The organism is Chitinophaga sp. 01L420 (genome assembly GCF_056399985.1).
Map to the genome: position 1 here is coordinate 1 of NZ_JBFTSK010000052.1, position 12,408 is coordinate 12,408.

Consider the following 12,408-nt stretch of genomic DNA (forward strand, 5'->3'; position numbering starts at 1 on the left):
CCTACGAACAGAGTAGGTATATATGTACAGGACCTGATCAGCATTTCAGAAAAACTGAAATTCATGGCAGGCATACGTTACTCTTACCTGCAAACAGAATCGCCGGTAGCTTACGACTTCAAAGGTGGTAAAACAGTGGGAAAATCAAGATATGATCAGGCATTTTCTCCACGTCTGGGATTAGTGTACAAGCCTATTGCCACAACTGCTGTATTTGCCAGTTACTCTACGTCTTTTACACCCAACAGCGGACAGGATATATATGGTCAGAATCTGCAACCATCTCTCATCACACAATATGAAGCAGGTGTTAAAAACGATTTCCTGAAAGGGCTGTTGTCTGTAAATGTAACTGCTTACCGCATCAGGAACAGTAACTATACGCAAACAGCACCATTTGACAAAAACGGCGCTCCAAACAATAATACCAACTTTAAAGCATTGATCGRCGAAACACTGAGTCAGGGTGTTGAAGTAGATATCGCAGGTCATCCTTTGCCAGGACTGGATGTAATCGCGGGTTATAGCTATAATAGCATGACTATCGAAAACACACCAGGTGTAAAAGGTAGCTCTGTAGAAGGAGAGCGCCTGGTAGGAAACCCTAATCACACCGCTAACGCAAGCGTATTCTATACCCTGCAGCAAACAAAGCTGAAAGGCCTGAAAGTGGGTGCGGGTTATTATTACCTGGGTCAACGTTTTTCAGGATGGAACAACACCATCGGTCAAACACAGACTTATAACCGCCTCATCTCCGTACCTGGTTTCTCTACTCTCGATCTGAGTGCCGGCTACAACTTCAAACGCTTTGGTGTAATGGCGAAAGTATCCAACGTTACCAACACCTACAACTATTACGTACACGAAAACTATAGCGTTAACCCAATACCGCCTACCCAGTTCACCGGAACGGTATCCTATAAGTTTTAAGTTGTCATGTTATTCATAAAGGCAGCAGCCGGCTCTCAAAAGGGGCCGGCTGTTCTTTTTGTATCACTCAAATCCCGATTTGAGTGATAGGTTTTTATGCGGGTTGCTGCATTCACCGCAGTTTTGCAGGTATAAAAATTTCGCATGAGAAAACGGATGCTATCATTGTTATTATGCCTGTTTACATGGATATACGTACACGCACAAACGAACCTCTCCCAACAACTTGACCCGGTTTTATCTGCCGCTATCCCACCACTTGATCCCGGTGTAGCCGTATTGGTGGCCAAAAAAGGAAAGGTCATTTATGAAGCGGCTTTCGGTAGCGCCAACCTGGAACTGCAGGTACCACTGAAACCCGATATGGTGTTCCAGATAGGTTCTGTTACCAAACAGTTTACCGCTGTAGGCATTCTCCAACTTGCGGAGCAGGGGAAAATATCCCTGCAGGATAGTGTACAGCAATATGTAAAAGACTTCCCGGCTAAAGGCGCTGCTATTACTATAGAAAACTTATTAACGCATAGTTCCGGCCTCACGGAGTATGCCTCTATTGAGAGCAACGAGCCTTTTATTGAAAGAAGGGATTTTACCCCGGAGTTTATCATCAACTATTTTAAACAGGCACCACTGGAGTTTATTCCGGGCAGCCGTTACGGATATTCCAATTCCAACTATGTCCTGCTGGCGTATATCATCGAAAAAGTAACCGGGATATCTTATCACCAGTATATCACGGAAAAGGTGATCAAAGCTGCAGGTTTGGAGACTACCCGTTTTGCTGAAGAAAAAACCGTTGTACCGCTGCGGGTGACTGGTTATACCAGGGATAATGGTTTTTATGAACACTGCGCCTATCAAACCCTTTCCATGGGTTATGGCTGCGGGGATCTGCTTTCTACTGCGCAGGACCTCAACAAATGGAACGAGGCGCTGCTGGCAGGGAAGTTAATCCGTGCTGCTACCCTGGAAAAAGCATATACGCCATACCGGCTCACCAATGGCACCTTTTCTTCCTACGGTTATGGATGGTTTATTGACCAGGAAGCGGGTAAAAAATGTATTCACCATGAAGGACAAACCAGCGGGTTTATTAGCATGGAAAAATATTTTCCCTCACAAGAGATGTACATCGTTATTTTAACCAACGTGAAATCGGGGGAAGATAAAACTGATTTCAGTGACCGTCGCTTCAAACTGTTTGCACAAATCACTGCATTGGCACTCGGCGAAGAAGTACCGTCCGCCATTAATGTAGGCAGCCAACAGCTTGACAGCTACACCGGTACCTACCAGGCAGGAAAGCAAACAATAGACATCCGTAATAAGAAAGGGATACTTTTCTGTCATGCATCGATGGAGGGTAGTTTTAAACTGTTGCCGGTGGGACCGGATAAATTTATTATCCCGGGCGTAAATCCGGTTTCCGGCATTGAGTTTATAAAAGATAAGGAAGGCAATGTAGTGGAACTGATTTCTTTACAGCAAGCTACGTTTGACTGGTGGAAGGTAACAGGCGATGATGCCGTGGTCAATGAATCATTGCAGGCATATGTAGGCAAATACCAATTGCCAACAATGAGGAATACCTTTACTACCATTACCATTCATGATAATAAACTGATGGCATCTTCCACCACGCCTTTGCCGGATGCGGAATTATTACCGGTGGCTCCGGATAAGTTTAAATATAATACTCCCGGAATTGATTTTCAATTGGAGTTTGTAAGACAGCCTGACGGGAAGGTACAAATGGTACGGATTACGCAGGGACCGGTTCATTGTAAGAAGATCCGGTAAGCATTTATCAGGCTCCGGATCATCCGGAGCCTGATGAAAATATTATTTACACGCGCCTTCTTCCAGCGGAATACTATCAAATTTCAACTGGCTATCGTCAATAGGGAATACCGGAAAGCCTTGCTGATCGATACTTTCTGGTACTGCTTCAAATGCCTGTTCTTTGGTGACTTTAAATATCACCCGTCTGCTGCTTTCCACGCCTTCGCTGAAGAAAGTGTATTTACCACGGATAATACCATGATGAACAATCCCCCTGAATTCGCCGGTATTTTTATCTTTCTCGAAGAAATTATACACCAGTTTACCGGAAGCTACACTGTCCTGGTAGGAGAGGGTGAGCTGTATGGTATCTCTGCCCAGGACTTTTTCATAGCAGTTTACCTTTTTTTCGGTTTCTGCCGGTAATGAATCTGTTACTACACTATTTTGTTGTTGTTGCCCCTGCTGATGGCAGGATACGAGGATACCAGTCCCCAGCGCCAGTACTATATAAGGTATTTTCATGTACTGAAATTAAACAAAAAGCAGCATACTGCTTTTGCCGGAGGTCCCTTTTTATTTCGAAAAAAAGATTGTAATTATGTGTGATCACAGTGAAGCGTGAGTTAACAATCAATTAATTTCCGAATAAAAGCTATTGTAGGTTACTTTGTGAACAATGTAATTATTGCTAATTGTTGTTTTGAACAAATCAGACCACATACAACCAGGATCCACGGCCGCTTTTGAAAAGATGTATTACGAGTTTCATGAAAAACTGTATTACTATTTTCTTAAACGCACCGGTTCCGCAGACTTTACGCAGGAGCTGGTACAGCTTACCTTTATTAAGGTATGGCGGTACTTTGGTCATCTCGATGAAAATATTCCCCTCTCCCGGCAGCTTTTCCGGATTGCCCGGACTACATTAATAGATGTACTCAGACAAAAGGCCCAGCAGAAAATGGTACCGGTAGATCCGGAAATGCCATCAGCCGAGCCGGATATGTCTACTGCACTCATTCACCGTGATAACATGCAATTGATCCATCGTGCCATGGAATCGTTGCCGGCAGAAAGGAAAAAAATATTCCAATACCGGATTAATGGTCTCACGAATAAAGAAATTGCCGAACAACTATCCCTTTCCGTTAAAACGGTGGAAAACCAGGTCAACCGCGCTATCAAGCAAATCAAAGAGGTGCTGGTGCTACTGCTTATTATCTCCCAGTTATAACACCCCCAAAATTATTTTAGGGTGATGCGTGGGTACAACGCTTTTTTCAAACGTAATATATACTGAACTGCCTGATATTTTTGAATATGGAAATAACTCCCGCCCTGATCCGGCGTTTCTTAGCGAATGATTGTACTGCTGCGGAGGCGGCCGCAGTAGCCGGTTACCTGGAACAGCATCCGGAAGTGCTGGAACAATGGATGCCGGAAGAGGAGTTCGAGGAATTTGAAACAACGGAACATCTTTCACCTGCCCTCAGCGAGGCCATGCTGCAGGAGGTGAAACGGGAAATGCCCGTAGCGCCGGTAAGAAGGATGTATACAAAAATAGGATGGGTTGCTGCGGCCGTGGTAGCCGGTTTGCTGACGTTTGTTTTCTGGCCTTCCGGTAAAGAAAAGCGTACGTCCCGTGAATCTGCTGCTGAGATAGCGTCTACAGCACTCCCGCCGGAAAGGGTAATAGTAAATAAAGATCAGGACAATGTTCATGTATTGTTGGAAGACGGCTCTATCGTGGAACTGGGGCGCAACAGCGAACTGAAATGGCGGCCCGGCCAACGGAAGGTACACCTGGAAGGGATGGCGCGTTTTACTGTTACCGCCAGCGCCGCACATCCTTTTGTCGTGTATACGCAACAAGTCACCACTACGGTACTGGGTACGGTGTTTGAAATCAATGCCCGCACAGCCACCCATATCAAACTGGTATCGGGAAAAGTCATGATCCAGCCGGCAGCAGATACGTCCATGGCAAATATTGTTTACCTGGAACCCGGTCAGGCAGCAGATTTCAGGGCAGCAGCAAAAACCTTTGATGTACAACGCCATAAAACGGAACCAACGCCTGCGCCTGCACCCATCATGGGTACTGTGGAAGAAACAAGTGATGCATTTGTATATACTAAAGTGCCACTGCCACAACTGCTGGCAGGATTAGAGAAACAATATAATATCCATATTAACTATTCATCCGCCCGGTTGAAGAAATATTATTTCTCCGGACAACTATTGAAAACAGAATCACCGGCCAATATTTTAAATACTATCGGATTATTGAATAAACTCAGTGTAACGCAAGACAGTACTGGATTCCATATTTATAAGTAAACTTTTCTTCTACATTTTTCAACAAACATGCTTCATCAGCCAATGATGAAATTAAAAACGTATTGCCTAAAACCTGGTATATGATCACCGCTAAAAAGCAAACTATTTTTCTTTATCTGACCCTGGTATGGATGCTCCTGACTATTCCTTACTTATCCCTGCAGGCACAGTCACACGTGAGCGTAACTGGTATCGTGAAAGATGAAAAAGGCGAAGCACTCCCCGGTGTAACCGTGGCCGTTAGGTTAAACGGTAACGCCACTACGAAAGGAATGCAGACAGACGAAAAAGGGCTCTTCCATTTTAACAACCTGGAAGCCGGCGGCCCTTACAGTTTTATATTTACCTATGTTGGCTATGAGCCTCAAACACTGGCAGGATACCAGCTCAAACAAGGCGAGCAGTTATCACTCGTAGTGAAAATGAAAGAAATTCCTACTGCCCTGAACCAGGTAGTTGTAGTGGGATATGGTACACAGAAACAGGTAAATCTTACCGGCGCCATCTCTACGCTGGATATGCGCACCAAAGAAAATACACCTGTTACTTCCGCCAGCCAGGCACTGCACGGCGTATCCGGACTATGGGTAAATCAGGCCGGTGGCAAACCCGGACAAGATGGCGCGACCATCCGCGTAAGGGGAGTAGGTACCCTCAACAACAACAACCCACTCGTGCTGGTAGATGGTGTGGAATATGATATCAATGAGATTAATCCCGACTTCATTGATAACATCACGGTGCTCAAAGATGCCTCTGCTGCTATTTACGGCTCCAGAGCTGCTAACGGCGTGGTGTTGATCACCACCAAAAGTGGTAAGAAAGGAAAGATGGAAGTGAACTACAGCTACTCCTATGGCATTCAAAACCCTACCGCCCTGCCGGATGTAGTATGGGATCCTATACAGTATATGCAGATGAAAGACCAGGCCCTCCTCAATGAAGGGAAGTCTCCTGCCGCAGTAGATTACACGCCCGCGCAGATAGAAGAATATAAGAACGGCATGGCCACTAACCCATACGCCTATCCGAATATTAACTGGTTCGACCTGGTATTGAAAAATGGTAACCTGCAGCAACATAATCTGCGCTTCTCCGGCGGCTCGGATAATGTGCTGTATAGTATTGCGCTGGGCTATATGGACCAGGATGGCGTACTCATTGCCGCGAATCACGCTAATCGCTATACGCTGGATGTAAATGTGTCTGCCAACGTATCCAAAAGATTACATGTGGGTACCAGCATCATCGGTAATTACCGCACTTATACAGAACCTCCTTTCGGCGGCAGTGATGCCACCGGTTATTATTTTACCCGTCTGACCCGCGTACTGCCTATTTTTTCTCCCTATACAAAAGATGGAAAATATGGAAGCAGTGTTTTTACTACCCCTGGCAGAAATACCATTGAAAATCCGCTGATGCTGCTGAAAGAAGGAAGTAATTATCATGCGCCACAACGTATGCTGGCAAAGGTGTATGCAGACTACCAGCTCCCTTTTAATATCACCTATAACATTAATTTCGGGGTAGATAAACTGGATGGCTACGCACGTAGCTTTGTGCCTTACCTGGTGACCTATAATCCTAAAACAGGTGCGCCTAATAATTATAATATCAATCCTTCTTCGAATAGCTATGACGACAATAATCTCAATATTTCCTTTTACCAGACACTGAACTGGCAACATGATTTCCGCAGCAAGCATCACCTGAATGTGATGGCCGGTACCAGTTATAACCGTTTCGACAATGCCGGTACCACTGCGCACATCGAAGGCTATTTCGATAATACACTCACCGACCTCGATGCCRGTTCGCTGAATCCCACTGCCAACGGCAGGGTGACCCGCGATGTGCTCGCGTCTTATTTCGGCAGGGTGAATTATAATTTCGCGGATAAATATTTACTGGAAGCCACCGTACGTTATGATGGATCTTCCCGCTTTGCACCCGGCAACCGCTGGGGGCTGTATCCCGCTGTATCTGCCGGCTGGCGCATTGATAAAGAAGCTTTCTTTGGACAGTCCCGTATCATCGATCTATTGAAGCTCCGCGCTTCCTACGGTAAACTGGGTAACCAGGGCAACCAGGGAAATGATGCAGCAGATTTATACGGCTATATGAGTACGGTGAACCTGGGCCAGGATTATTCTTTTAATAATACCGTCAACCCCGGTGCGGCGGTGACCAAATTCAGCGACCCTAATATTTCCTGGGAAACCACCACCGCCTATAATGTGGGTGCAGATGCCAGCGCCTGGAATGGTAAACTGGCAGTCAGCGCAGATGTTTTTAAAAGACGTACAGAAGACATCCTGCGCCCGGTGCAGATCGCGCAACAGGGTGGTGGACTGGCCGGCCCTGTTACCAATGTGGGCACCGTGAATAATACCGGTTATGAAGTAACCGTTACACACCGCAATGATATCGGCGCATTCAATTATAGTATATCCGCTAACGTTAGTTATGTGCAGAATAAAGTGATTAGCCTGAATGGAGAATCTATTATCGGCACCCGCAGAATTACCAAGGCAGGAGCGCCTATTGATGCATACTACCTGTACCAGGCCATCGGTATTTATCAGTCGCAGGAGGAAGTGGACAACAGCGCCAAAATCAGTAATGCGGTAAAACCCGGCTATGTGAAGTATGCGGACCTGAGCGGACCAGATGGCAAACCCGATGGTAAAATAGATGCTTATGACCGTATCATTGCCGGTAGCTCTATTCCTAAATACAATTATAGCTTTAACATCAACCTCGGATATAAAGGGATTACGCTGAACGCATTTTTCCAGGGCGTGCAGGGCATCAACCTGTATCCTACGGTGAACCTGGCCATGCCCTTTAACAACGGCGCCGGCGTTACCAAAGAATGGGTAGACAACTCCTGGACACCGCAAAATCCGAATGCATCGCTGCCCATCCTTACCACCGCCACCGGTGCAACGGAAAATTTTCAACCCTCTACTTTCTGGTTGAAGAACGGATCTTATCTGCGCATGAAAAACCTGCAGTTGAAATATGAACTGCCACAAGGTTGGCTCAGCAGGCTGAAAATAAAGCGTGCGGCGGTATTTGCCAACGGTGAAAATCTGCTCACGTTTACGCCATTCAAAAATTTTGATCCGGAGAAAAATATCAAAGGAGATACTTTTTATGAGTACCCTTCTTTGAAAACGTACAGCTTCGGCGTAAACCTAACTTTTTAATCCAACCTGTAAATTATAGCCGATGAAACAACTGATTTTGATAGCAACAGGTATAATGCTGCTGGCAGCATGCTCGGACAAGGCATTGGATACCATGCCTAACGACCGTTATACGGATGATAGCTACTGGACTTCTGAAAAAAATGTGACTGCTGCATTAACGGGTTGTTATGCTGCATTAAGACTGGAAGGTGTATTGGGAGGAGATGCTACCGTGTTGTGGGAAGAAACCGCCACGCCTAACGCTTATAACTATGATGATTCCAGGGGATTTAACTCCATTGCGCTCGGTACGCAAACACCTACTAATGCTACTATCATCAATGCCCGTTGGCGTGATTGCAATGTGGGTATAGGGAGATGTAATAATTTCCTGGCCAGATCTCCGGCGGTACCAATGGATAGCGCCTTAAAAGCGCGTATGACGGGAGAAGCGAAATTTTTAAGAGCACTTTATTACGGCATGTTGTCCACCTATTATGGTGGAGTACCGCTCATACTGGATGCCCCCGATCCTGCTAAACAAGGTAAGCTGCCCCGTGATACCCGCGCCGCCGTAGTACAACAAGTGCTGAAAGATCTGGACGAAGCGGCTGCGGCCCTGCCGGTGAAATACAGTGGCGGGGATATTGGCCGTGCTACCAAAGGTGCTGCCATGGCGCTGAAAGCAAAGGTATTGCTGTTTGATGCCAGTCCGCTGAATAACCCTTCAGGTAACATCGCCAGCTGGAAGCTGGCCGCCGATGCTGCCAAAGCAGTGATGGACCTGGCTGGGACCGGCTATGGGCTATTTGCCGATTACAGAAGCCTGTTTTTGCCTGCCAACGAAAATAGCCAGGAATGTATTTTCGATATAGGTGCAAAAATTCCGGAACTGGGTAACTCTTTCGATCTGATCGATCGCCAATACAATACCAACGCACCTTTGCGCGATATTGTAGATGCCTATGATATGAAAGATGGTGCATCCAAAGAAGTGTCTCCGTTGTACAACCCGGCAAAGCCTTATGAAAACCGCGACCCGCGCTTCTATAAGAGCATGGTATTTCCGGGAGATACCTATATTGGATCGGTAACTACTCCCACGGCGCCTTTTAAGATCACCGGCTATGGTGTGAAGAAATACAGCATTTATGATAAAGAAGCCACTACTAACCTGATTAACCAGGCGCTAAGATCAGAAACAAACTATATGTATATTCGTTTTGCGGATGTATTGTTGATGTACGCAGAAGCACAGAATGAAGTGTCTGGTCCGGATGCCAATGTGTATGAAGCCATAAACCGGGTGCGTCAGCGCGGGGGACTGGTGCCATATGAAATACCCGCTACGCAAACACAAGCCAGCATGCGGCAACTGATCCGGCATGAAAGACGTATTGAATTTGCTTTTGAAGGCAGCTATTATACAGATATCCGCCGTTGGAAACTGGCGGAAACAGTAATGAATGCGGCCATTTTTAATTCTGAAAATCAACAGATCGTAAAAAGAACCTTTAACAAGCAAAGAGATTATTGGTGGCCCATTCCGCAAACACAGCGTGACCTGAACCCCAATCTTGCGCAAAACGATAATTACTGATGATGAAAAAACTATGGTATATATTCTCGGGTGTGAGCCTCCTGGCTATCGCCTGTTCCGGCAAAAGCAATGTAGCGCCGTCACCAGTGGTGAAAACAGATACGCCCGCTACGGTGGCCGCCTGCAGCAAATGTATGGTCGTGGCAGAGCAATCGCAGAACCGGATTGTGATAGCAGATATCAACTCCGGGGCGGTGATCTGGGAATGGAAACCTGAAAACTCCAATGTAAAACCGGAACATGTAAAGTGGTTTAGCAACCCCAGCGACGCAAAAGCCGTATACAATAATCAATATATCCTGACTAACGCCTCCGGTGGAGGCGTGGCCCTGATCAGGATAGCAGATAAAAAAACGGTGTTCTATGCCTATGCCGGTGGAAACACCCACTCCGCTGAACTATTGCCCGATGGCAATATTGTCAGCGCTTCCAGTACAGGAAATTACCTGATGCTGTTTAAAACAGATACGCTTCACTTCCCTGATGGCGTATATACGAAAAAAGTGCCCATTGACTTCGGGCATAACGTAGTTTGGGATGCCGGGCAGCAACGACTTTGGTCTGCTGCCATGGCTACCATCCGGTCGTTCAGGTATAATTTCAATTGTGCTGCCCCCGATCTGATACCAGATACCATCATTAACATCCCCGGTACGGAAGCACATGACCTGTTCCCGGTATATGGTGAAAATAACTTATGGCTGACCAATACCACCAACGTATATACGTTTAATGTGATCAGTAAACAACTGACGCAGGCTAATGTGCTGCAAGCCAATATTAAGAGTGTTTCTTCCGCCGGGAGCGGTTTTCCGGCACTCCTGGTAAGACCCAAAGAATCGTGGTGGACGGACGAAGTATTGGATGCGAAAGGGAACAGTATCTTCTCCCGAAAAGGGTGGAAAATTTATAAAGCAAGATGGGTAATACCCAATACCTTCAGCTATCCGGCCAATGATCAGATGCACCTGTGCCGGTAAAGCAGGCGGAGATTTGTCTTACCCGAACCCCCATCGGGTAAGACAAAATCCGTAAAAGGCAGGCCGCCTGCCGCCGGCCAAATTTAATTTTCGTACTTTTGCCCCCAAATGCAAAAAGAAAAATACTCATTAGGTAATATCCTTACCAATCTCAAGATCGATTCACTCAATGAAATGCAGCAGGCATCGGTGGACGCGAACAAGCAACACGCTGATGTAATTCTGTTGTCAGCTACCGGTTCCGGTAAAACGCTGGCATTTCTGCTGCCTATACTGGAACAACTGGACCCTGCCAATAAAAATACGCAGGCGCTTATAGTAGTACCTTCCCGCGAACTGGCCCTTCAGATAGAGAAGGTGTTCAAACTCATGGGAACCGGTTATAAAATCACTGCCTGTTATGGCGGGCACCTGAGGGAAACAGAAGAAAATAACCTCATACAGCCGCCAGCGGTGATTGTTGGAACACCAGGCCGCCTGGGTGATCATATCCGCAGGGAAAATATCACCGTAGCCGCTGTTGAAACGCTGATACTGGACGAATTCGATAAAACACTGGAACTCGGTTTCCAGGAGGAAGTGTCATTCATTATTGAATCCCTTCCCAATGTTAAAAAACGTATCCTGACCTCCGCTACCGAATCAGTGGAAATACCGGAATTCCTGGCCCTCAACGAGCCACAGAAGCTGGATTATCTCCCCGAAGAAGGCACGCCGGCAGCCAGACTGACCATTAAAGAAGTACTGTCGCCGGAAAATGATAAGGTAGAAACCCTGTTTCGCCTCATCTGCTCCCTGGGCAACCGCTCTACCATTGTATTCTGCAATCACCGCGAAGCAGTAGAACGTACCAGCAAAATGCTGTCTGAAAAAAGTATTATCAACACCTTCTACCATGGCGCCATGGAACAGCAGGAACGCGATGCGGCCCTCTGCAAATTCCGCAATGGCTCTGTAAACGTACTGGTAACGACTGATCTTGCTGCACGCGGTCTTGATATTCCGAATATCCGTTATATCGTACACTTCCACCTGCCACATACAGAAGATAGCTGGACACACCGTAATGGCCGTACCGCCAGAATGGAAGCCAGTGGTACTGCCATCGTGATTCTTTCTCCGGATGAGAAACTGATGCCTTACCTCGCAGACGAAATCGTGGAAAAGATTGAATTGCCAGCCACTTCCACTTTACCGGATAAACCAAAATGGACTACCATTTTCATCGGCGCCGGTAAAAAAGATAAAGTGAATAAAGTAGATATAGTAGGATTCCTCTCCAAGAGAGCGCACCTGAAACAGGAAGATATCGGCTTAATTGAAGTGAAAGATTTCTTCTCCTTTGTAGCAGTGGTGAAATCCAAAGTAGGACATGCACTGGAGCAAATCAAGAATGAAAGGATTAAGAATAAGAAAGTGAAGATTGATATCGCTAGATAACTATCTGTTTATATAATTGGAAAGCAGCGATCGATTGGTCGCTGCTTTTTTAATTTCCGGCAAAAAGAATTGGATAATTTGTTTTCTTTTTTACGACATTGGATATCGTAAGAATGCCCTTTTTTGTTAACTA

Annotated in this window: 9 protein-coding genes; 8 read left to right on the forward strand and 1 reads right to left on the reverse strand. The window is 46.1% G+C overall.

Annotated elements, in window-relative coordinates:
* The coding region (locus AC1DP6_RS31565; RefSeq protein ID WP_477058437.1) for a TonB-dependent siderophore receptor at positions 1–933 on the forward strand (933 nt) is incomplete at its 5' end.
* 144 nt (positions 934–1,077) lie between these two features.
* A complete protein-coding gene (locus AC1DP6_RS31570) occupies positions 1,078–2,733 on the forward strand; it encodes a serine hydrolase (RefSeq protein WP_477058438.1) in 1,656 nt (551 codons plus the stop codon).
* 42 nt (positions 2,734–2,775) lie between these two features.
* On the opposite strand, the gene AC1DP6_RS31575 is transcribed toward AC1DP6_RS31570, so the two are convergent.
* On the reverse strand, positions 2,776–3,240 hold the full coding sequence (locus AC1DP6_RS31575) for a hypothetical protein (protein ID WP_477058439.1): 465 nt from the start codon (positions 3,238–3,240) through the stop codon (positions 2,776–2,778).
* Between the two features lie 178 nt (positions 3,241–3,418).
* Between AC1DP6_RS31575 and AC1DP6_RS31580 the strand changes: the two genes are divergently transcribed.
* The 6 genes from AC1DP6_RS31580 to AC1DP6_RS31605 all read left to right on the forward strand — a co-directional run bounded on the left by AC1DP6_RS31580 (position 3,419) and on the right by AC1DP6_RS31605 (position 12,275).
* Positions 3,419–3,952, forward strand: coding sequence for an RNA polymerase sigma factor (locus tag AC1DP6_RS31580; protein ID WP_477058440.1), 534 nt, complete (start codon positions 3,419–3,421; stop codon positions 3,950–3,952).
* 86 nt (positions 3,953–4,038) lie between these two features.
* Positions 4,039–5,058, forward strand: coding sequence for a FecR family protein (locus tag AC1DP6_RS31585; protein ID WP_477058441.1), 1,020 nt, complete (start codon positions 4,039–4,041; stop codon positions 5,056–5,058).
* An 80-nt stretch (positions 5,059–5,138) separates the two neighbouring features.
* Positions 5,139–8,273, forward strand: a complete 3,135-nt coding sequence (locus AC1DP6_RS31590) for a SusC/RagA family TonB-linked outer membrane protein (protein WP_477058442.1) — start codon at positions 5,139–5,141, stop codon at positions 8,271–8,273.
* A gap of 22 nt (positions 8,274–8,295) precedes the next feature.
* Complete coding sequence (locus tag AC1DP6_RS31595) at positions 8,296–9,855, forward strand: RagB/SusD family nutrient uptake outer membrane protein (RefSeq protein ID WP_477058443.1); 1,560 nt, start codon at positions 8,296–8,298, stop codon at positions 9,853–9,855.
* On the forward strand, positions 9,855–10,835 hold the full coding sequence (locus tag AC1DP6_RS31600; RefSeq protein WP_477058444.1) for a DUF6528 family protein: 981 nt from the start codon (positions 9,855–9,857) through the stop codon (positions 10,833–10,835). The genes AC1DP6_RS31595 and AC1DP6_RS31600 overlap by 1 nt, the downstream gene beginning before the upstream one ends.
* A 108-nt stretch (positions 10,836–10,943) precedes the next feature.
* On the forward strand, positions 10,944–12,275 hold the full coding sequence (locus tag AC1DP6_RS31605; protein ID WP_441574178.1) for a DEAD/DEAH box helicase: 1,332 nt from the start codon (positions 10,944–10,946) through the stop codon (positions 12,273–12,275).
* Positions 12,276–12,408: the final 133 nt, after the last annotated feature.